The organism is Rhizomicrobium sp. (genome assembly GCA_037200385.1).
In the GTDB taxonomy this organism is placed as follows: Bacteria; Pseudomonadota; Alphaproteobacteria; order Micropepsales; family Micropepsaceae; genus Rhizomicrobium.
On record JBBCGL010000001.1, the window covers coordinates 3645022 to 3666122 of the forward strand.

General features: G+C 55.8%; 17 protein-coding genes. 10 read left to right on the top strand and 7 right to left on the bottom strand.

What is annotated here, in order from left to right; genetic code table 11:
• Positions 1–4: 4 nt before the first annotated feature.
• Positions 5–1126, top strand: coding sequence for an IS630 family transposase (locus WDM91_17470; GenBank protein MEI9996391.1), 1122 nt, complete (start codon positions 5–7; stop codon positions 1124–1126).
• Here WDM91_17470 and WDM91_17475 read toward each other — a convergent pair.
• On the bottom strand, positions 1115–1645 hold the full coding sequence (locus tag WDM91_17475; GenBank protein ID MEI9996392.1) for a hypothetical protein: 531 nt from the start codon (positions 1643–1645) through the stop codon (positions 1115–1117). The two genes, WDM91_17470 and WDM91_17475, sit on opposite strands and share 12 nt — an antisense overlap.
• A 164-nt stretch (positions 1646–1809) precedes the next feature.
• Between WDM91_17475 and WDM91_17480 the strand changes: the two genes are divergently transcribed.
• From WDM91_17480 to WDM91_17495, 4 genes are all read left to right on the top strand, one after another.
• On the top strand, positions 1810–3840 hold the full coding sequence (locus WDM91_17480) for a toll/interleukin-1 receptor domain-containing protein (GenBank protein ID MEI9996393.1): 2031 nt from the start codon (positions 1810–1812) through the stop codon (positions 3838–3840).
• Between the two features lie 197 nt (positions 3841–4037).
• Positions 4038–5753, top strand: coding sequence for a hypothetical protein (locus tag WDM91_17485; protein MEI9996394.1), 1716 nt, complete (start codon positions 4038–4040; stop codon positions 5751–5753).
• Entirely contained in the window at positions 5750–7444 is a 1695-nt protein-coding gene (locus tag WDM91_17490; protein ID MEI9996395.1) for a hypothetical protein, read from the top strand. Before WDM91_17485 ends, WDM91_17490 begins: the two co-directional genes overlap by 4 nt.
• Positions 7445–7648: 204 nt before the next feature.
• On the top strand, positions 7649–8488 hold the full coding sequence (locus WDM91_17495; GenBank protein MEI9996396.1) for an abortive infection family protein: 840 nt from the start codon (positions 7649–7651) through the stop codon (positions 8486–8488).
• An 18-nt stretch (positions 8489–8506) separates the two neighbouring features.
• Here WDM91_17495 and WDM91_17500 read toward each other — a convergent pair whose 3' ends face one another.
• Positions 8507–9682, bottom strand: a complete 1176-nt coding sequence (locus tag WDM91_17500; GenBank protein ID MEI9996397.1) for a hypothetical protein — start codon at positions 9680–9682, stop codon at positions 8507–8509.
• Between the two features lie 284 nt (positions 9683–9966).
• On the opposite strand from WDM91_17500, the gene WDM91_17505 reads away from it, so the two are divergent.
• A complete protein-coding gene (locus tag WDM91_17505; protein ID MEI9996398.1) occupies positions 9967–10785 on the top strand; it encodes a hypothetical protein in 819 nt (272 codons plus the stop codon).
• 196 nt (positions 10786–10981) lie between these two features.
• On the opposite strand, the gene WDM91_17510 is transcribed toward WDM91_17505, so the two are convergent.
• Complete coding sequence (locus WDM91_17510; GenBank protein ID MEI9996399.1) at positions 10982–12427, bottom strand: tetratricopeptide repeat protein; 1446 nt, start codon at positions 12425–12427, stop codon at positions 10982–10984.
• 161 nt (positions 12428–12588) lie between these two features.
• Between WDM91_17510 and WDM91_17515 the strand changes: the two genes are divergently transcribed.
• A complete protein-coding gene (locus WDM91_17515) occupies positions 12589–12780 on the top strand; it encodes a hypothetical protein (GenBank protein MEI9996400.1) in 192 nt (63 codons plus the stop codon).
• 548 nt (positions 12781–13328) lie between these two features.
• Here WDM91_17515 and WDM91_17520 read toward each other — a convergent pair.
• The 3 genes from WDM91_17520 to WDM91_17530 form a co-directional block, all read right to left on the bottom strand.
• Positions 13329–14273 (bottom strand): replication-relaxation family protein, encoded by a 945-nt coding sequence (locus WDM91_17520; GenBank protein ID MEI9996401.1) that lies wholly within the window; start codon positions 14271–14273, stop codon positions 13329–13331.
• On the bottom strand, positions 14257–15846 hold the full coding sequence (locus WDM91_17525; protein MEI9996402.1) for a type IV secretion system DNA-binding domain-containing protein: 1590 nt from the start codon (positions 15844–15846) through the stop codon (positions 14257–14259). The genes WDM91_17520 and WDM91_17525 overlap by 17 nt, the downstream gene beginning before the upstream one ends.
• A gap of 107 nt (positions 15847–15953) precedes the next feature.
• Positions 15954–16517 (bottom strand): hypothetical protein, encoded by a 564-nt coding sequence (locus tag WDM91_17530; GenBank protein MEI9996403.1) that lies wholly within the window; start codon positions 16515–16517, stop codon positions 15954–15956.
• Positions 16518–17633: 1116 nt separating this feature from the next.
• Here WDM91_17530 and WDM91_17535 point away from each other — a divergent pair.
• The 3 genes from WDM91_17535 to WDM91_17545 all read left to right on the top strand — a co-directional run bounded on the left by WDM91_17535 (position 17634) and on the right by WDM91_17545 (position 20114).
• Entirely contained in the window at positions 17634–17960 is a 327-nt protein-coding gene (locus WDM91_17535; GenBank protein ID MEI9996404.1) for a hypothetical protein, read from the top strand.
• 955 nt (positions 17961–18915) lie between these two features.
• Positions 18916–19455, top strand: a complete 540-nt coding sequence (locus WDM91_17540) for a hypothetical protein (protein ID MEI9996405.1) — start codon at positions 18916–18918, stop codon at positions 19453–19455.
• A gap of 32 nt (positions 19456–19487) precedes the next feature.
• Entirely contained in the window at positions 19488–20114 is a 627-nt protein-coding gene (locus WDM91_17545) for a hypothetical protein (GenBank protein ID MEI9996406.1), read from the top strand.
• A 98-nt stretch (positions 20115–20212) separates the two neighbouring features.
• Here WDM91_17545 and WDM91_17550 read toward each other — a convergent pair whose 3' ends face one another.
• The gene (locus WDM91_17550) at positions 20213–21034 is read right to left on the bottom strand and encodes a hypothetical protein (protein MEI9996407.1); all 822 of its coding nucleotides are present in this window, start codon (positions 21032–21034) and stop codon (positions 20213–20215) included.
• Between the last annotated feature and the right edge of the window lie 67 nt (positions 21035–21101).

The window sequence follows — 21101 nt, forward strand, 5'->3', positions numbered from 1 at the left end:
ATGGATGGGCAAGCCTGCACCCGCGATTGAGTTGAGCGCGCCGGAACGGCGAGAGCTTGAGGGATTGGCGCGGCGGCGCAAGACGGGACAGGGACTGGCGCGTCGTGCGCAAATTGTCCTGATGGCGGCGGACGGAGTTGAGAACCAAGTCATCGCGGAGCGGCTTGGGGCGAGCCAGAACACGGTGGGATCGTGGCGTCGGCGCTATGCGGCCAAGCGCCTGGAGGGGCTTTACGACGAGCCGCGTCCGGGCGCACCGCGCCAGATCGGTGACGACGAGATTGCCGAGACGATCCGTCTGACGCTGGAGGCGGCACCGGCGAACGCGACCCATTGGAGCTTGCGCTCGATGGCGCGGGCGGTTGGTCATGCGCCCTCGACGATCCACCGCATCTGGCAGGCCTTCGGTCTTCAGCCGCACCGCAGCGAGACCTTCAAGCTCTCCGGCGACCCGCTGTTTGTGGAGAAGGTTCGCGACATCGTCGGCCTTTATCTCGCTCCGCCGGAGCGGGCGCTGGTTCTGTGCGTCGACGAGAAGAGCCAAATCCAGGCGCTGGATCGCACGCAACCCTTGCTGCCGATGCGGCCCGGACAAGCCGAGCGGCGCAGTCACGACTATACCCGCCACGGAACCTTGTCGCTGTTCGCGGCCCTCGATACGGCAAGCGGAACGGTGATCGGCAAATGCTTCGCGCGCCATCGCGGCAGCGAGTTCTTGAAGTTCCTGCGCGAGATCGAGGCCAATGTCCCGGACGATCTCGACATCCACCTGGTGATGGACAACTACGCCACGCACAAGACGCCGGCGATCCGCCGCTGGCTGGCCAAGCGTGTGCGCTGGCATGTCCACTTCACGCCCACTTCCGCCTCTTGGATCAATCAGGTCGAACGCTTCTTCGCCGATCTGAGCGAACGCAAAATCCGCCGTGGCGCCCACCGCTCGACGCGCCAGCTCGAAGCCGCGATCCGCGACTACATCAAATGCGTCAACGACGACCCAAAGCCCTTCCGGTGGACAAAGACCGCAGACGACATCCTGGCCTCCATCAAGCGCTTCTGTCTCGCAACCCTGAAGATCGCCAACTACCAAGCCAAAAACGCTAGAACTTCTGAATCAGGACACTAGCCACTTTTGGGTCATCGATAGGGTAATATTTCTCGTCGTTGCGGCAGCACCGAACGCATGTCGAACCGCTTTTGGCATTGCGATGAAGCCCGGCACACGTGCAAGCAACATAACCACCTTCACTCGCCGCCATCCTGTTGTCCGGCTCCACTCCCATAATCTGGTTGTCGCTAGTCGTGGGCTGCGTTGCCGCTCGCGGTGCTGATGCACTAACTCGATGTGCCGAAGAAGCCTCATTGGCACCGGCACGCTGCGGACGACAACGGTGGGCGGCGGCGGCTCGCCGCTCTTTCTCCGATGGCGCTTTAGCGTGTGAAAATTGATCGCGCCGTTGGCGTCGTCGATCATTTCGGCTGTGAGTGAGAGCACTTCAGTGATCCGGGCGCCCGTGAACACAAGGACGGCGCAGAATGTCGAGGTTGGACCGCCGATCCGAACTGCCGCACCGAGAAACGCATCTCGCTCAATAGGGACGAGATACTTTCTTCTGCCTCTTGCATCGTAAAGCGACCACTTCATGGCGCTTCAATAAGCAATGAAAGGCCAGCGCCTAATCTTGTGAGTTGACTTGCCTAAGTGAATTGAAACAAAATTCGGCATATTGTTTCACTAGTATACCGACTGATGGTAATTTGAGTAGATTTCTTCGGGTTGAGTTGTAGATACTGGTGACAGGATGTGCAGTGGTAAAGCTATTCTTTTCTTATTCCCATAAGGACACTGCGCTCAGAGATCAGCTAGAGACGCATCTCGCGATGCTAAAACACCAGAGCATCATCGAGACTTGGCATGACGCTAAAATCATCGTTGGCGACCAGCTTGATCTCAAAATAAACAAGCACCTGAACAGCGCAGACATTGTGCTGTTTCTTGTTTCGCCCGATTTTCTCGCCTCAGCGTATTGTTATGGCATCGAAGTAAAGCGCGCCATGCAACTCCACCGGAGAGGCAAGCTGCGCGTAATTCCTGTAATTTTGCGCGCATGCGAGTGGCATGAGGCTCCCTTTGGACGTCTGAAGGCTGCACCCAAGGACGGTAAGCCGATACGCTCTTGGTCGGACCGTGATCGCGCGTTTCTCGATGTTGCTCAGTCAATTCGGAATGCAGCAGCCGAGATAAAGGCGCAAAAGGACAAACAGGCAGTGCCTGCACAAAGCGGCCCACGCGTATCCCAGGGATACACACTACTTCCAAGCGCGGAACGGCCAGCTGCTCGCGCGCGCCGAGATACTTCCACGAAGGATAAAGCGATTAGGCAATTATGGCGCATGGTCGAAGCCAGCAACGACATGTACCGGCAACGAGACGACATGTGGTTTAGTGAAGGTGGCGGCAGGATCGAGTATGTGTTCGACGAAAACGTATTCGAACTTTTCGCGCGGCCCAAATTGTATCGTGACTTTGCGTCGACGTTCTATTCCGCCCATTGGCCGCAGCTAACTGGTGCGTCGGAAAGCGACAGAATTAACAGCCAAACTGCCTTGATCACGTCGGAATACCTATTCTCGGGCAAATTGCCGGGGCAAATCGGCAAACGCTTTCATATGACCGAGTGGCACTACGGCGAGCTTGGTGAACGCATTTTCAGCATCATGCGCGAAGCTTCCTCTGCCGCCAGCCATCTTGTTTTGCCGACTGAAGTCTACTTGGGTGAGCTTCGTGATCTTGCGGACCTCGACCTGGATAAGCGGCTTAACGAGACACAAGTTGAAGACGATCTCGACGTCTCGATAGATTTGCGTGAGTTACGGAATTTCGGAGTAGGACAAGGCGCTCTAAGGCAATATCTGTGGACGCGATATGCGGCACAAGCATTAGCTGACGATGACGGCATTGAGTGCTTGCGGCAGATACAGCGTATTTTTTCAGGTGGTATAATCGAACACTTTGTTCCTTTTGGCACGACAAGCAGCGCTATGGACAATGACATCGCGAGGGATGCGAATGCTTGGATGGTCCGGCTTCTGGAGGAGCAACGGTATCGGCGGCATTTGCCGCTGAGCGTGACCAAATCGCGCCAAAAGGCATCGCTATGGAATGATGCAAAATCGCTTGCGCTTGTTTGTCATGCTGCCCGATATAACGAACTCGGTGTCCGCACAGTGCTAGTTACCGGCGATACGCTAATGTTTGACGCCTATCGACGTTGGTACATGTCGACCGACGATGACGATGAACCCTTCGTTCTTAGGCGCATCTCGCAATTTGTACCATTGCTTAATCTTCATGGAATGCGGCGTTCATCGGCATCTGCGCTTGGCGCAATTGTTGATGCGGTCGATATCGCGCTTACACCATTCAATCTTCAGCGGTCAGAGCGGCGCACTCCTCGCCAGCTGTTTCTCGGAAGGGAGTACTTTGCATTGAGGGTAGCTGGCCTCGACAGATCGCGCAGACCGCTAAGCGAAATCGATATGACCGGCGGCTTCCTCGAAGGAGTAACCAAAGAGTGGGCGGAAGGTTGCATCGAGCATTTCTCGGCGTTGGGGATGTCTTGTCAACGCGTGGAGCGCGCGACCATTGGCGATTACCACGAACTAATACAGAGGCGGTTAGACACGCTGCCAAGCTTGGGTTTTGACCTATCAAACGATGCAGAGATTGCTGGTTGGCTGTCGAAGCTTCTAGATGATATTGCAGCCAATGCTCGTAAAATATGGGAACACGCAGAGCCAAAAGCAGCTACCGATGATTTGGCACCCGGAGCAGCCTGATTGTCCTACCCGAGCAGTCCTATTATTTATGCTGTGATATGCGAGTAATTGCCGTTTGACTGAACAGAATCCGCATAGTTTCCATGTATACAGATAATCTGGTGCTTGCGTCCTTCTCAACGGTGCACCAAAGCGAAGTCTCAGTAGACGTCGAAGTTGTGATATGACTCAGACGCACGAAGATTCGCTGAACAACTATGACGCCTACCGACGCAGAAATCATCGCTCGATGTCGATCCGGCGAATTGATCGAGGACATCAACCGCTCTGATCCAGACGGGTCCGATCCTAACTCACTGTTGAGTCGCTGTGTGGTGCTTCACAACGATGGCCAAATTGATCTTTTGGCGCTTACCGAATCAGCGCAATTCGGCGCGCTGTCCGCATCGATGTTCTTCGTTTCGCAGCACTTCTTTTGCGAAGCTATTCCAAGGCTCCAAACGCCCGTTGAGCCGCTTATGAAGGCCGTTAGTACTCTGGTGTCGAAGGGCGGAGCCGATCTTATGGCTAGCACGCCAAACGATGCATTCCGAAAGTGGTGCTCCGTCGATCTCCGTCGCGCCGAAAGCATTGTTACGGGAGCGGAGAGCGGCGACGTACAATCCATAGCATTTCTGACGTTTGCGTTGGTTGCATTGAACGACGCGCAATTGGCACGATCTATCGTGGCAAAGTACTCCGATGAACGGCGACTCTCCGCCTTGTTTTCTCTCGGGCGGATCGTGCCGAAGAACGATGAGGATGCGGAGAAGTCCCTACAGATACTCTTGCCATTTATCGATTCTGCGTTTGATGAACTCACGCGATGCAATTCCCTAATGCCAGCTCTGCAAATCTGTGAGGCGGTTCCTGCGATTGGGCCGAAGTACTTTTTTAGCGCGATTGCTGCAGCAAGTACGAATCCGACTCCAGCATTGCTCTATAATCTCGCGCAGGCCCTCTGGCTTCATCAGAAGCAATTCGATCGAGCGTCCATTGAGCGCGCTCTAACGGCGCTTCGGATGACCGATCCGACTTTGGGGAAAATCATCGGAAGCTTAGACCTTGCGCTAAAGAATCTCTTGGAAACAGATGATAGCGATCTTGCTGTCGACTATCTGACGGACGCCCTGGCTACCGGCGACCGCAGCCTCGACCTTGATCAGTTTAAGAGCACGCAGCACGCGCTTGCTGGAGGTGATCGCGACAGGCTCTTTAAGCTATTGGTCCGATGGCTGCTTAGCGGAGACAGGAAACTCTGCGAAGCAGCGTCCGACATGCTCGTAACCGGCGAGCGTGCCGTCCCATTTGATACCTCTACCGCGGGCCTTGGTCTAACGGACGACGACCAGGTATTGCTCGCCTATAAGGCGCTGGGCTGGCTATTCACCAACGAGGTTACGGCAGCCTCGATACTAGTTGCTTGCGTGCGCGGTAGCGGATCGGATGCAGCCAAATATATTGGCGGGCTTCTTTTCGACCCGTTTCTTATCAACTACGGCGGCAAGCTTCGTGACTACCTAAAGAGTATCAAGAAGGGCGATGCGGCTTACCCGCACGTCCGCGCAGCACTTAAATCGGGCGAAGCCTACGTAAAAGGTTTAGACATCAGCCCGGAAATTAAGGAGCTGCGCCCTTCCGAATATCAGCGCAGCGTCGAGCGGCGGCACGCGCACGACATGATGCGCAAGGTGCGCAAGGTGCGCAAGGATGCCGAGAAGCAGTCTGTTTTCTTCAATTTGGTCCATCGTTCGACGCTGCTTCACGGCCGACGCTCAATCACGTTTGTGCACCTTCCGGGTGAAAAGGCGCGTCCGGTGAGCATGGACCTGCATACCATCAGCCATTCATTCGAATTGCCAAGACAGGAAGTGATCGACCCCGTTGGCCTCGGCTTGACGCTTCTGACGTTCCGGAGAACGCGCCGCAAATGAAGCTCCTGATCCGCGACTACGTGGCTTCGCTCAAAGAGCGCGAAGAGCTAGATGCGATTCTTCCCGACCTTCTTAGTGAACTGGGCTTCAATGTGATCTCCCGCCCTGGACGGGGGACGGCACAGCGTGGCGTTGACGTGGCGGCGGTGGGCAACCTTGGAGGGGGGAAGCCAAAGCTCTACCTCTTCAGCGTGAAGCCCGGCGATCTTACGCGGCAAGAGTGGGACGGCAATTCTCAAAAGCTGCGGCCATCACTCAACGAAATCATTGACGATTACATCCCGACACGAATCCCGGCTGCGTATCGAAAGCTTAAGGTCGTCATTGTTCTTTGCTTTGGCGGCGATGTTCACGAGAGCGCACGCTCGTTGGTTACGCAGTTCACGAAGAGGCACACTAAAGGGAAAGTATCTTTTGAAGAGTGGAACGGCGACAAGATTGCCGAGCTGCTTCTAACTGGCGTGCTTCGTGAAGAATTGCTGCCTAAAGAGCTGCGTTCGAGCTTTCAAAAGGCGGTCGCGATGGTCGATCAGCCGGAGATCGCTTATGAGCATTTCGCACGGCTTCTGATCGCCTTTCGGTCGCGAGCGAAGACGGAGAAGGGTGCCGTCCGGGTAGCCCGCCAGATTTATATCTGTTTATGGGTGTTGTTCGTCTGGGCGCGTGATATCGACAATCTTGACGCACCTTATCGCGCCAGCGAATTGGCGCTTCTTAACCTCTGGCAGATGGTCAAGCCCTTCATTGGCAAGAAGTCAGCTAATGCGCGTGCCGTGATCACCGTTGTGCAGCACGTAATCAATCTGCACATCCAAATCGGCGCGCATCTTGGAAACAAGATATCGCCACATGCAAATCGTCGAAATGCGCTCTCGGTAGCTGTGGCGACGCGAACGTCTGTCGACATCAACTTGAAGCTGTTTGATATGCTGGGCCGTCTTGCGATGACCGGGCATTGGATGTTTTGGGTCGCCACGCTCGGCGGCCAGCCCATTGAACCTAGCGTGCAGGTGGTTCTCGACAGGACCGTCGCGGTCGGCATGCAGATGATCAACAACAATCCCGCACTATTTCTGCCGATTCAAGATGACCAAGCAATCGAAGTGGCGCTTTTTCTCATCTTCGCGGTACGTACAACAGCATCACACAGCGATATCCACGTCTGGCTTGGCGAGATGAGTAAGAGACTCGAGATTGCGGTCCGTTCAAACGGAAAGTACCCCTGCAATCTCAGCGATTATCAGGACTTGATCGATCATCCTAAAAGCAACACCCCCGAGTATCGAAGCGACGCGCTTGCCGGTAGCACCCTCGTTCCGCTCCTGGCTGCGTGGCTGTCGGCCTTTAAGGATCACGCGATGCTCGAGAAATTGGTGGCTTTGAAGTCGGACGCTCTCAAGGACTGCACGCTTCAGCTTTGGCTTCCCGGCAAAGAGAGCGAGGATCACCTGTACCTTAATGACGATAGCCACGGCGATGCCCTCGCAGACTTGCCGCTTGGTGGCGATGGTAGCGAGTTGCTACAGACTATCGTTGATGCATGTGCTGCAAATGATGGCTTTACGGCGTTGAGTGCGAACTCCTGCGGCTTTTGGCCAGTGATACTAGCCGCGTGTCGGCACTATCGGTTGCCGGTCCCGCCCCAATTCTGGATCGCGGCGCTTTCGCCGCCCGCGCCGACGCCCACATAGCGCTTGCTGCAACGGCATGGATCGGTCACGGCTGTCTACTGCTTCCATAGGGAGGCCGTCGAGAAATTCTTGATTGCTGATGATGGTTGAATCTCAACCGTAATGCCATGCACGTCGCCGGTTCTTGAAGCGGTCGGTGGTCAATCCGATGAGCTATTCGGGCTGTATTATGCTAGACGTGACGATGCATGAGACGAGTCTATCGTGACCAACGAGCTTATCAGCCGCCGCCTACGAATCATGCTGACAGACTATCTGTCGAGTAATTCCGTATTGCGTGAGATAGAGAACGAATTTGAGGCGGAAGGCGTGCGCTATTCCGCGCCAACTCAGGCCGCAGGCGGCCAACGCCGAACGATGGTGCAGGGATATCTCAATAACCTAGATTTAAAGAACGCCAGTGACGCCCGGAAATTCCTGAATGTGTTGGCGGTTTTTATTCGGCGGATGGAAATCTACGCCAAACAGTCTGCCGACACCACCACGTTCGTTCAATTCACCGACCAGCTCACGAAGGATGGATATACATACAAGGACGCTGCGATTCACGGCGTCACCGCTTCCGCGCGACTTGCTGATGCCAAGTCCATCGCACAGGGCTTTGATGCCGCGCATATGAGCGAGCAAATCCAGCGTATCGAAGCATCGATTGATACGGACCCGGCTCTTGCCATCGGTACCGCGAAGGAGCTGACGGAGAGTTGCTTCAAGACCATCTTGGGAGAGCGAGGCGTTGAGTATGCGAAAGGGGATGACTTGCCGCAGCTCGGACGCAAGGTGTTCAAGGAACTGAAGCTGCTGCCAGACGATGTGCCGGACGCAGCGAAGGGTGCCGATAGCATTAAGCGGCTTCTCAGCAATCTAGCGACAGTCGTCCAAGGGCTTGCCGAAATCCGTGGTCTGTATGGCACAGGCCACGGCAAGGACGGTCGCGTTCGGGGCGTCAGCGCGCGGCACGCGAGGCTTTGTGTTGGCGCGGCAAGTGCGTTGGTGACGTTCGCGTTTCAAACGCATTTGGAGAGCAAGCCCGATAAGGGTCCGTGAGCGGACTACCTATTCAAGTTATGTCAGCTTCCTCGCAAGCGTTAGTCGGCCAAGCTTCAAAAGTCCTATTGCCAGCGCAGATTGCAGATTGCCCTTGTCGAACAGGTACACAGCATCTGACACGAAATCGCTGCGTGCCTTGATTTGATGCAGCACGCGATCCGCCTCCGCTTCGTAGTTCTCGGGGAAAAATGATCTATCGCGGCCGAGATAGAAGACAGCATGCAGGTCGGCTAGCTCCTCGGGCGTAAGCATCGCACAGAGGTCATTGATTATTTTCCGCCTGTCTTCGGCGCCTGCGTGCCACTCGATCTTTCGAGCATCACCGAGAAATCCCGATCCTACGTTGTGCCGCCGCAGGCCATTCCACTTTGAGATGACGGCTTCGATTTTCTCATCCGAAATATACAAGAGCGGTGTTTCCGTGCCGAGCATAGTGCGCATTTCTCGGCTACCTTTGATGGCGTCAATAGCCCGACAGAACGCTTTTCCGCTCAACCCGAACGACGTCTTGATGGCATCTTTTGCTTCGTCAAATTTCGGCTCGTTCCATGCCGCAATCGGCGGAAGCAGTTTTGTTATGGCTAGCAGATCGGAACGCGAGCACTCGTTGGTGAACGTGCCGGTAGCCCGTTCATTGAAGTAGTCGACGAGACGATATCTAAGGTCCGAGATCGCTTTCGCGAGGACGAGAAGGCTTTCGCGGATGACCACGAGGTTGGCGAGGGAGTAGTTCGCCATGCTCGTGTCGTCCGATTTATTCCGGTGATAGCGGAGTTCCTGGCCGTCCTGATCTATGGCCGATAGGCTATCGATAAATGGCTTTAGTGCCGCGATGTGGCGACTAAGCGCCCTGTCGCCCAACTCTGCCTCATCGAGCATCATCCAGTACGATCGGATGTTGTGGTTTCGAACGAACTCGCGTTTGAGAAGCTTCGCCCTTGCAAGGCGCGAGAGGCAGAACTTCAGTACCAATTCGATAGCGTGCCGGGCGTTATAGAGTATCGGCAGCACCAGCGTGTCGCGCCGCTCCGGCATATTCTTGCCAATGACCGATGACGCGAGTTCGGTGGCGGCTTCGATGTATCCCTCGATGTAGTTCTCTTCGTCGCCTTGTACGCCAATACAGGCATTCCAGGTGATATCGGGGTTGCGCCTAAAAAAGGGATCATTTGGGAAGCGATCTTCTACCAACTGCGCACCTATCGACCGTGTGTAGAACGGTTCTCAATTGTAGCAGTAACTCCAAGACGAGTAGAGAATTTCGGCAATCATGCCGAGTTGAATTTCGCTCGTCCCGAGCACGCTGGATTTGGTGGGCCAGTGCGTAGCGACGCTTCATGCAATATCGTCGGGGCATTGGCTCGGAATTCCAAATCATGCTGACGTGATCAAGGGTTGCTGCTAACTTTCGCTTCGGTCCTCATTTTGATTCGGTGATGGCGAATCATTTGCGCAAGACAGTGCCGATTAGAGCCGTGAGACTCGATCTCACGGACGTGGCAACAATTTGCAGAAGGTTGCAGGCCCAACTCGCCGAGCAAGCCGATATCGAAATTGCGGCATTGAAGAAGCTCGATAACCAGACTGATCAGCAGTTCGCTGAAGTGAAGGAGCGAGCGAGGACCGAAGCATTTAAGGTGACAACGTCGCTGATTGGACGAGATGGGCAGACGCTGTTTGGCGCCGATGATGCCGTGTTCTCGGCACCGAACCGTCCTGACAAGATCGCGTCGATTTTCATGACCAACATCACTGCGTATCAGTCATTTGCCCATCAGCGCCCGCTCCACTCGTTCGAACTGACGCTCGATTTCTCGAAGCCGCGTCTCATCGACTTTACGGTCCCGGTTTCTGCCCCCACGGCAAATAGCAGCCAGCTCTTTGTTGACGGTAGCAGAGACGCGTGGGTGGCGGCGATAACGAATGCGGTCACGCAGACCACCGAGGCGCGGAAGACTAACCGTCGATGGCTTCACCGTGGCCAACTATACGATGCCGGGTTACTACTATTTGGCGTGCCGTTCACGCTATACGTGTGCTGGCGGCTCTCTGGTTGGATCGAGCATCACCTAGGTTCTATCAACCCGTTTCTCTCCGCCGCAGCATATGTCTATCTGTTTTTCTTCCTGCTGAATGGCTATCGGGCGTTGTTTGGCTACACGAAGTGGACATTCCCGCTTGTCGAACTTGCGGACAACAACGACACGAGCATCTCGCACAGAGCTGTCTGGGGCGCGATTGTTCTTGCGCTGCTGGTCAATGTTGTTTGGGAAGTTCTCAAGCTCTTCTGGTGAGCGGATTCGACTACTGAAGCTCTTAGGTGATTTTGCAGAGTATTCGGCACGCGCTTGATACCGGCCGGCCGTGCGCGAATCTTTTCGGTCCTGATCGAGACACCACCGTCGATGCCCCCGCCGGGCTCGCGGTAAGCGAGAACCTTCGGCATACGGCGTGGATGAAGAGTAAATCGGTTATGGTCCCGATAAGACATCAGTAGTAGCTGCCGACGTTTTCATAATTCGTATCGCTTATGACTTCGTCGCATTTATCATATCCAAATATGCCGGTTTCAACCGGTGGATTGAATGCCTGTTGCATGAGAGCAAGTCCGCGTGCTTCGTCTTTCGGTACGTGGAGTCCTTTGTAGTACATACAGCCTAGTCGACTTTTTGCGCTCCAACTGCCCTTGTCTGATGCACGTTGATAGAGCGCTATGGCTTTATCGATATCAGCTGTCAGCGGCTTGATGCCGAGCTCATATGCAAGACCAAGATCATAGAGAGCGGCATCGTTTCCCGAATCGGCAGCTTGCTTGATCCAAGTCACGCATCCCTCGGAAAATATATCAGCATTCGATTTATCGAGACATGCATGGGTAAGCGGAATAATGGCTGCCTTACTCCCTCCTTCAGCTGCTCGCCGCCACCACGAAACAGCTTCTCCCGTGTTTGGAGTAATTTGATCTCGTGTTTCTCGGCTCCCGCCGTATAAATCTCCGAGACTTTGCTCGGCATCGACGTTTCCTTGAATTGCAGCTTTGTGAAACCAGCTCAAAGCCTCGTTTAGGTCACGAGTAACACCGAGTCCCTGTTCAAAATGCAGGCCGATTTGGTACTCGGCCCTTGGATCGCCTCTGTCCGCCGCCTTTCGATACCAGACTATCGCCTGTGCGTTATCTCGCGGAACACCGAGCCCCTCTGAATAAAGGTATCCCATGCCACGTTCGGCCGTGGAATTCGGAGTTGTCTCGGATTTGTTCAACCATATAAGAGCCTGCGCTGGGTCCGCAGTCACTCCGACCCCTTTTATGTAGCAATAGCCAATGGCCGCTTCGGCTATTGGTAGCCCCTGCGTTGCGGCCTTCATGTAGTCAGCAAATGCAATCGAAGGTGTTGTCTCGACGCCCAAACCGAGTTCATAGGCGTGCCCTAGCGCGTATTCGCCCTGCGCGTCACTTTGATCTGCCGCTTTTCGATACCACGATACAGCTGCTGGTAAGTCTTTTGGGACCCCGATGCCATCTGCGAGCGTTCTGCCAACTTCAACCTGAGCTCTCGCCAGGCCGCGATTCGCAGCTTCGAGATACCAAATGACTGCTTGGTTCTCGTCTTGAGGTGTCCCAAGCCCTTTCTCGTTCGCAATCCCGACAAGTAGAGCCGCAACCGAATCCCCTCGGTTCGCGCCCTCAAGAAGAAGGCCGTACCGCTCAGAAAGGCGAGACTTCGCGGCGATCTCGTCAGTTGAATCGAGAGAAAGGTTTGGTTCTTGAAGCGTCTGCGGCCGATTGGTGGCTCTAACGCTGCGCGCGTTGCTTTGTGCGAAAGGCTTGTTTGCGGGAGCAGTTCGTCGAGCAATCTCGGCCTTTAGGTCACCTGCAAGTTGGGGGCATTCAAGGCTAACAGCGCCTGCGATTCGCTTTAGCTCTGCGACCGACATTTGCGCGCCTTCCTCATGCCATTTCGCCGCCGGCGCTAAGCAGATGACCGAGGTGTCGTCAGCACGTGCCTGGATCAGAAAGCAAACCGAGGCAACTATCGCACAAACGCGGAGTACTATTCGCATCGGATGAATTCCCCCGAACTTGATTGCGACGAGAAATGCAGTCTGTTGTCCTCGAGCCAATAGGTGGTTTGTCCGTCGGCACTGGTAACAACGAGCTGATTGCTGTCGTTTCTGACGATTTGGTATTTGCGGAGAACATTGCCCTCGACGGGACGAACGACCAGGACATTATCAGCGATGAAAAATCGGATGCCATTGCGGCAGGGAAGTTGCTTGATCCGCCATAGGCCGGAGATCGCCGCCGTAAAGTCCCGAGGTGCAGATGCAGTCGGTACACCAACTTGGACTGTAATTTTTGGGCTTACGGTGACCGGCGCTTGAGGCTTGCTATTAGAATCTTTTCCAAAAACAAAATGGTCAACAAGTGGAGAGGTCAGAAGTGCGACCGCTATTGCGACGACGCCTCCACCAATCCCGCCCCATAGCCACCTGTTAAAATTGCTCAATGTGCCCCCGCACCCACGTAAGCCATTAGTAGTGTCAAATACATTATACAAAGCCCGCCCCCTAGTGGGGCGGGCCGTATTGTACTTTTTGCGCTGGCTGTGCCGGGCACGGCCAGTGGCCGGGCTTCTCCAGCCAATAGGCTGCGTTGAGCGCGAGATTGAGCGTCAGCACGACGCACCCGAAAATGACCAGGCCCCGCAGGGACAATCGTATTCTCATTCATTTCTCCCATGAGCTAAGGATGACCCCAAGCGAGTCACCCTAACGCTCAAAGGAGATTCCCATGTATTATCAAATACTTGTAATATGTCAAGTAAACGGCATTGGTTCAACTTACTCTTGACGACACCTCGTCGAGCCCGAACGCAAACAGCTCCTCCGGTACGCCAAGCTCGGCGGCAACGGCTTTGGCGACCTTTCGCATCGCTTCCGCGCGAATCTGGCTTGTGGTGAGCGTGAGAACCTTCGGCATGTGAATGCCGTACTGCGCTTCATGGAGCTTTTGTCGAAAGCTCTCCGCATAGGTGACGAATTTGCGAAGCATCGTAGCCCGGTAGAGGAAGGCATCGCTTTCCTGGACGGCGCGCGATGGTGCTATCGTCATCGTGCCTCGGTCAATTTCAAGGAAATAGTAGCTTGTGAGCGAACGTCCCTCCGCTTTCCGTATCCGAAGCCCAAAGATTGCGTCGGGAATGATATGCACGGAGCCGTGCACATTCCGATAGCGGAGATCCACGCGCCATCTGCCCGGGTGCGATGATCTCCGCGTGCTTTCGGGAGCCCTCGCCAGTATCTCCTCGAATGAAATCACCGACAGCTCCGGCCGCTTCCTGCACAGGAGTTCCAGGTCAATCATGAAGCGCGATACGGCTAGCGTGTGATCGAGGTTTTCGCGCGTGTAGGAGCGGTTGCGGCCGCGCCAGTCGGAGCCGGTAACTGGAACTTCGAGCTCGTCTTTGAGGTACTTCGCTCCCGCATTGTCGAGCCCGTAGACGAGCGCCTTGGAGCCGCCCTGATGATACCGGTCGATCTGCGCGAGCGGGCGGTCGAGGATGCCGCTGCGATAGAGGCGCATGAGGCGGCGTGAGAGCTTGTCACTGCTCCGCCCATCAAAGAGCCGGTGCAAGTCGTCGGCGCGGACGAAGCGGAGTTTCCAGACCCATTTGAGTATGGCGATATCATCGTCGGTAAGCTCGATGCGCTCGGGCTCCCCGACCCGCTTGAAGCGGGGTCGGGATGCGCGCGAACGGCTCGGTTCAAGCGTCTCGGTCATCCTCGGCCTGCCAGAACGACTCGCTAGGGCGCGCGGGGAGAAGCGCTGTCCGCCGGACGTCGATTTCCGCCTCGGCCGCCGCGACGCTGCTTTGGTAGACGGCGCGGTGCTCGGCCCGCTCGCGGGCGCGCCGTGTGATCCCGGGCACGGAGAGCTGCCGCGCAATATCGAGCGTCCGAATTTCATCTACCGGCCGCCCGCGCCGCTTCACGAGCGCCGTCCGGTCGGGAAGGTCCCTGATACGGCGCATGGCGAGGTGGAAGGACTCTTCAAGCGTGTAGAGCTGGACCGGCCGTTCCTCACGGATAGATCGGAACGTCTCGGACCAACCGCTTGTCTCGCTGCTGCTTTCGCCGTGGCTTTCTGCTTCCCCGACACTATCGCTCCACCCGCCGCTTAGAGCGCTGCTCGCGACAGCGCGGATATTCTCGCCAAACTCATCTTCCGACGCGCCAAGCGTCGTGGTTACGCCGCCGGTCGTGCCAAACGACGAGGTGCGCGACGCCCCGCGCGAGCGGGCGTTGCTCACGTTTCCCGAACGGAGCCGAACGCGCTCTTCGCCGACGACAACGGGCATGGTGAGGCCAGGCTTCGGTACTGCGAGGTTGATATCGCTTCGCATGATCTCGCGCGCCATGATTTCGGCGTCGTCATCAGAGAGGCCGCCAAGCACGATCTTGGTCTGCGTGCAGCCCATGACGGCGTTGTATACGGACTCGCCCTGCGCCCGGAGCTGTCCGATGCGCTGATGGGAAAGCACGGCATGAAGGCCAAACTTGCGGGACTGGTCGAGCAGCCGCTCGACGCTCCCGGAGAGGTAGTCATAGGCTTCGTCGATGTAGAGGGTGAAGGGTTTCTGGCGCGCAATGGCGAGGTCACGCCCGAGCGACGAATAGAACAGGTCGCTCACGAGCAGGCCGCCAAGTGTCCGGGCGTTCTCGTGCGAGAACGAGCGGGCGGCGCTCAAATCGACGAGGACGACTTGGCTCTCGTCCATAGCGGCGCGGAAGTCGATCGCGCGGGTCTTCTGGCCGACGATGAGCCGCATGGCGGGCGAGGCTAGGAACTTAGTGAGGCGGGTGGCGGTACTCTCGACGTATTCGGCAAATTCGCGCCGCGGAAGCGCGTTCAGCTGCTCCCAAACGAGCTGCATGCTCTCGTTTGGAAGGCCGTCGGTAAGGGCGCGGCGCAGTCCCTTGGGGTCGTGCGGCAAGAGAAGTGCAGGGGCCTCGGCAAGCGTGAGGCCATGGTGGGCGATGACGTAAAAGAGTGCGCGAAGAATTTTCTCGAGGCGCGGCGTCTCGCCAAGATTCTTCGCGCCCCAGGCCTGCGCGCACGCGGCGACCATGTAGTCCACGCGCGTCGTCACATCCCTGCCCGCTTCGCCGCCGAGCGGATTGAAACCCGGAATCAGCCGGTCACTTCCGGGCCGCAGCACATGGATGCTGCGGATGCGGTCAAGGCCGCGAAGGGCGCACCACTCCTCGATGCCATCGACGAGTTCGCCGTGCGGGTCGATGAGCATGAGGCCGCGACCGGCAGTGATATCCTGCCGGACGTAGCCTTCGAGCATCTTTGACTTGCCGGTCCCAATGCTCCCGACGACGTGGACGTGCCGCGCGCGTTCGTGGTCGCTGAGGGCGAGGCGCGAGCCGGACGCGAGCGTGCCAAGCTGAAGCATTATCGAAGGCGACGGCTAAGCTGCCCCGTTGCAGCGGCTGTTACGTATGCATCGATTGTATCGAGTGCGTCGCGGTCAACATCGGCCAAGTAGTCTTCGCCGCCCGCCTCGTCGATAATCCGCGCCTTGGCCTTGCGCGCAGCGTTGGTAAGCTCGGCAACGGCCACAACGTCTTGCGCAGCATCCTCGACTGATGATTCATCGTCTACCTCCAAATATGTTGTGGCGTCTTTAAGCCGCCGTCGCTGCTCGTGATATTCGGCGAGCACTTGCATACGCACGCCTTCACATATGAGGTCTAGATTATCCAGCAGCTCATTACTCTTCGTGAACCTGACATATGCTTGCGCGCGCTTCGCCCTTGCGTCGAGAAAATCGCTAATGGCGTCTTCGAATTCTGTGGCATCTCGTAGCGCCGGTATTGCGTGGCTTTGTAACTCGCGAAACGCCCGGTATCGCTGTATGCCAAGAGCAGGTATGCCGAGCGGCGTCCCGAGTGGCGCTGAGAAAGCGGACTGTTCGTCAGCCAGCATAAAGTTCTGCTTGCGCTTTCGTCCAAACATCACGGTCTCCTTACGCGGCGCGCTGCACTCGCGCGAGCGTGTGCGACAAGCGCGTCCGCTATGTCTGCATTTCTTGAGTCTCGATTTGCAGCGTGACTGAGTTGGGCTGCTTGTTGGCGTATAGCTCGAGCACTTAACTCCGATGACGAACTCAGTGGCAAAACGCGGAACACCGAGTACCAAAACTCTCCAGAGAACAGTCCGCGCGCCATGACAATTAGAACGATGATGGCAAGTCCCACGATTAAGATTTTGATCAAGGGCTCGCTCGTCATATCTGCGAATTGAGGATTCGCGGTAGCGACGCTTTTCGCAGGCGGCAGCGAAGGCGCAGCTGGAGACTGGAGCGTGCGTGCCGACGGATATGCCTGCATCGTAGGCGCACTTTGCTCGGATCGTGATCCTGCGATGTGCTGCGTCGAATCGGCTTTGGGCGCTGTCTGATCAGTTTCAGGCCAGCTCCGATTGATCGTGAGCCAACGCGCCGTCGCAATCTCAAAATCGGTTGCGGTTAATGCAACTTCGTCATGCTCCCCGTCCAAGCTTGGTTGGACGATTTGGACGGTAAACAGAACTCTGCCGGATAGGTACTGTGGTATGCGCGTCCCCGTAATTGGTTCATCGAGTTCGCACTGAATCCATAGTTGTTTAAGCGCATCGCGTACGAGCGCCGAGGCAACGCCTGGCGCAGAGACGCCCGACCGATCAACGTTCACACGAGCCGATAGTTCTCTGCGCGTCGAACCGGTGCCACCGGCGCAATTCGGATTGATCGAGACAGAGCCAACGGCATCAGCAACGGCATTTGGTGTGGCAAAGTCTGAATTATCGAACGGTTGCATTTCGTCCGGTGGAGAAGCGCATGCGCTTGAGGTCCCCAGGAGCAATCCAGTGGCGATGACGGCTATGCAGAGTCCAGTTCGCACGACACATCGGCCTCGACGAATCAAGTTTCCCCAACAGGATGGTGCACGCGTGCTAGTTGCAAGTCACTAGCTAATCGAGCTGTGCACACTTCGCACCTAGCCACTCCGTGCAGAAATGCAACTTTCGCGTATAGTTTAGTCAGCGCCCAATGCGCTCACCTATCTGCCAAAAAACCCATTCGAAAGATGGTTGGGAAAGAAGGCTCCGAAACCCGAAAGTTCGGACCCTAAGGACACTCGGGCTGATCTTAACGCGGCTCAGGCGCTTTTGAACGACGCCGCACGGCGAAGAGAATCTGCAAGAGACCGCTTTGAATTTTCGACTGCTGTGCTTCGAGCAAAACTCGTGGGTATGGCGAAAGAAGATGCCGCCGAGCTCAAACGCTTCGCGCGCGCTCACTATCCCAAGGATGTAGTCGACGAGATATGGGAAGAAGTTGACCGTCAGAACGCCGAAATCGCCGAAAGCCAAGTCGACCTTAAACGCACGCTCGGGATAGACGACGAAGAAAAGTAGCGCCTTCGCGCGACCTGTGCCGCCCCTTCGGTCGGCACGAAGAAAAAGCGGGCAGACGCCTTCGCGTCTGCAAACCGAGGGCATCGCCTCCGCGATGCCCCGCCGCCATGCGGCCTCCGAAACTCGTCCGCGACCTGGCGCGGACGATTTGTTTTTTGCATTCACCCCCCCCGCAACCGTCGGACGCCGCTGTCCGCCCAAGAGCCTCTTGCGTACTCGCTTGAGGCGATTGGCTGCGGCAGCGAGAGGCCCGACTTCGAGCGTTTCGGGTGAGCGGCGTCATTACCTAGTGGTAGCCGGCGAACCCCGAACCGGAGCGCATTCCGATGCGCGGTGGTGAGCCATCCGCAGGAGCATGAACATGCGATAAGCGGTGGGGAACGGTCGAAGTCGGGCGTAATCGGCCGACGGTTGCGGGGGGAATTTCCGTTGCGAAGCAACGGCTTTGCTCAACTTCCGAGCTGAGCAACCCAGCCAATTCATAATTGGCGGGTCGATTGTTATGTGATTACAGAGCCAATTCTTGACACCAGGAAATAATCTTTCATCTTTAGGCTAACAAATTGGGGGCGCATATGCCGTTAGGAATTCTGCCTAACTTTGGCGACAGCTATTTGGAGATTTCAGTCGTTGACCTTGCGGGTAATCAAGGCGCGGGAATCGAAATCGAAATATTCGTGAATAGTACGCGTGCAGGCACGGCGATTTTAGGACCGACTGGCGAAGCTTTCGTAGAAGCGCGTGACCCGAATGCGATCTTTGCCGCCGCCGCCCTAGGCCCAACATTCAACGTGGGTTCAGGCCCAGTACCCCGAGGCCAGCACACGGTTACGATTGTCGTCCCGTTTATTCCCGCACAAACCCGCCAGAGGGAAGCTAGGTGTCCAGGCGGCAAGCCGACTGGGATACCGTGCGTGATCTGTAATGTTCAAGATCGCGCTGTGCGCATCTGCGTATGACAGATCAACTCTTTAGTCGAAGGATCGCAGTCAGAGCACTAGATGCGTCCGGTGCACTCATTAAAGGCACGAAGTTTCAATGGTTCTTGAATGGCCAAGACGGTGGCGAAAGTAGCTACACTGATGGTCTTAGCTCGTATGAGCTAATGAGTGATGCGGTCGTTTCTGTGCGCTCCGAGTACGACGGCATCGTATTGGGCCCTGTTACTTTGAGTTCCGATCAGACCTGGTACGATTTTCACTTCGATCTGACAGTGCGTCCAACGTGGCTGGAGACAGTCGTGAAACAGCTACCGGCTATCGTTGGGTTGGCTCTCATTTTGTTAGTTGTCGTGCTTGGGTTCGCGTTCGCAAATCCATCGCCTATTCAGACTCACATTCTGCTCGCGGTCCTTTCCATTGGTGGCGGTGCTTTTGGCGGCGTCATTTCGGGATTTATAAAGGCAGACATCAAGCTTGGTACGCAGGTGGTTATTTCAGCCGGCGGAGCCGCTGCGATCTTTGCGCTTCTCTACTTTTTCCCACCGCATGCGTAGATGACTACGCGCGCAGCTACATGACAACGCCCATGATCGAGAAGCCAATAGATGTTGCTCCATATATCGCGGCAACGATAACTATTGTTGTCGCAGCGCTCAACGCGTGGTTCACTTTGCGCGAAGGCCGCCTTCGCACAACTGCTGACCGGCGGCTGAAGTTGGAGACACTTGAACTTGAACGGCGCTTCGCAAGGAGCGCGCTGATCGGTAGCAAGCTCCTCGACGAAAATCTAAAATCGCTTCAAAGCATCGAAGTCCTAATAAAGGCGTTTCAGGAGTTCAAGGACTCCCTCAGCTACATTCACGACTATGTGCATTACCCCGAGTCCGTTGATCAGGATCGGATACGCAGCCGACTCAGCCATGCCATAAAAGATGTTCAATCCGCGTACGCTGAATTGAACGCGCGATCAGGGCGCGACGCGATGTTGGTGGTGCAATTTGTGCATCATATCAAAGGCGCAATTCAACTCGCGGAGGCGGAGATCATCGAATGGCTCACGAGGGGCGAGCGCGATCCGGATTTCGTCCTCAAGCTTAATATCTATAAAGAAGGGATAGATAACGCGCAGAACGTGTTGCGTGATCACCGCTCCGAATTTCAAAGCGCTCTAATTGGAGAAATGGTGAAGGATGCGCAGGGTGCTGATCCCTGATGATCGCGCTTCCAGTCGGAAGCCCTAAATTTCTGACGTGCGGATTAGGTGGCTGCCTCGACGCGGTCGCCATCCGCACCTTTCGCTGTTACAGGACGTCAGTAGGCCGTTGAAAGCACGATGGCGCTCAGGAGAAACAATAGTTGCACCCAGAAAAACGATCTCAGACTAACCTCCACCTTAAACTCTTCCTCGGTGTCGGCGTCCTCTTGTGAAAAGTGCTCATACGTAGGGTCGTCATAATCAAGCCGCTTCCCATCCCGGACCATCCACCACGTTACCGAGATCATCATGTCGTCGAAGAATGCAGTGAACAGGAATAAGAGCGGCGCGAAAGGTAAGACCCAGAAAAATACGTACACCTCATATAGAAACGGGGATTTTGGGTGGGTGAAGTCTAGAGCATTTGTCCACCATACAAACCTGTGATTCAGAAATCGAAACAGCCTTAAGCGGAAGCCGCTGAGTTTGTATCCCCATTGAAGGTTGGTGTAATTCACCCTTCGATGTTCGGTCTTGCTGTCGTATTTCGATCTATCGTCTTTGAACAGCTCGCTGCTCGCTTTTGTGAGATAGATATATGATCGCGCATAGATCGCGGCGACGCAGAGCCAGATGACAATGATATCTCGATACGGGTCACCAATATGCACGTGCAGAAAGCGGTCCAAGAGGTGAAACGGATAGAAGAAAATCTTTCGATAGGTTTGTACGACATCCGTGACGAAGTGATAAAATGAATGGCCCAGATATTTCTCCAGCAAGTTCATTATCGAAAGCGTTGTGGCAACGACCCCCACGCCAACCATCGGCGATGACACCAAGAACAGAATGGCCTTCCGAATATTTTCGCGCCAATTGGGAAGCAAAATCCAAGTCGCGTAGGGGATTATCCGAGCTGTGCGCGGCATGAGAGCCATCTCCTAGCTCTAGGCAGTTTCGGTAATCGCTGTGCCTGCGCTTTGCGGCAAGCGCATTCGCATACCG

Bases quoted from the DNA above. Each gene is read 5' to 3' on its own strand.
- WDM91_17525 (MEI9996402.1), bottom strand. From the start codon at position 15,846: ATGCTCGAAGGCTACGTCCGGCAGGATATCACTGCCGGTCGCGGCCTC.
- WDM91_17475 (MEI9996392.1), bottom strand. From the start codon at position 1,645: ATGAAGTGGTCGCTTTACGATGCAAGAGGCAGAAGAAAGTATCTCGTC.
- WDM91_17520 (MEI9996401.1), bottom strand. From the start codon at position 14,273: ATGACCGAGACGCTTGAACCGAGCCGTTCGCGCGCATCCCGACCCCGC.
- WDM91_17470 (MEI9996391.1), top strand. From the start codon at position 5: ATGGGCAAGCCTGCACCCGCGATTGAGTTGAGCGCGCCGGAACGGCGA.
- WDM91_17515 (MEI9996400.1), top strand. From the start codon at position 12,589: ATGCAGTCTGTTGTCCTCGAGCCAATAGGTGGTTTGTCCGTCGGCACT.
- WDM91_17510 (MEI9996399.1), bottom strand. From the start codon at position 12,427: ATGTCGGTCGCAGAGCTAAAGCGAATCGCAGGCGCTGTTAGCCTTGAA.
- WDM91_17550 (MEI9996407.1), bottom strand. From the start codon at position 21,034: ATGGCTCTCATGCCGCGCACAGCTCGGATAATCCCCTACGCGACTTGG.
- WDM91_17485 (MEI9996394.1), top strand. From the start codon at position 4,038: ATGACGCCTACCGACGCAGAAATCATCGCTCGATGTCGATCCGGCGAA.
- WDM91_17545 (MEI9996406.1), top strand. From the start codon at position 19,488: ATGATCGAGAAGCCAATAGATGTTGCTCCATATATCGCGGCAACGATA.
- WDM91_17540 (MEI9996405.1), top strand. From the start codon at position 18,916: ATGACAGATCAACTCTTTAGTCGAAGGATCGCAGTCAGAGCACTAGAT.
- WDM91_17530 (MEI9996403.1), bottom strand. From the start codon at position 16,517: ATGTTTGGACGAAAGCGCAAGCAGAACTTTATGCTGGCTGACGAACAG.
- WDM91_17490 (MEI9996395.1), top strand. From the start codon at position 5,750: ATGAAGCTCCTGATCCGCGACTACGTGGCTTCGCTCAAAGAGCGCGAA.